The 271-nt window shown below is 42.1% G+C and carries 1 protein-coding gene; it reads left to right on the top strand.

Going from position 1 to position 271, the window contains the following annotated elements; genetic code table 11:
• On the top strand, positions 1-271 hold a 271-nt coding region (locus SB679_RS24345), incomplete at both ends, for a hypothetical protein (RefSeq protein WP_410704832.1).

Genomic DNA, 271 nt, shown 5'->3' with positions numbered 1-271 from the left:
AGCGTTATTTGACTGATAGACCTAGCGCTGATCAATTGAGTACTAATAAGTCTAGTCAGATATGTACGTCTCATCAAAGTGCAGAACAGCAATCAGTAACAAACCAATCTCCAGCTTATAAATTACCAGCGCATATTCGTCCGCATATTGATGATGAGCCTGTAGATTTTGTGCGTCCATTTATAGAGCAGGGTGGCAAGCGCTTTATTCTGGTTATGACCCATGATCATAGCGTTGACTTTGAACTGGTACGGGCGGCACTAGATACTAT

Source organism: Chryseobacterium sp. SIMBA_029, assembly GCF_046535275.1.
GTDB lineage: Bacteria > Bacteroidota > Bacteroidia > Flavobacteriales > Weeksellaceae > Chryseobacterium.
Note: the sequence above shows the minus strand (reverse complement) of the source record. Positions and strands in the feature narration are given on the sequence as shown.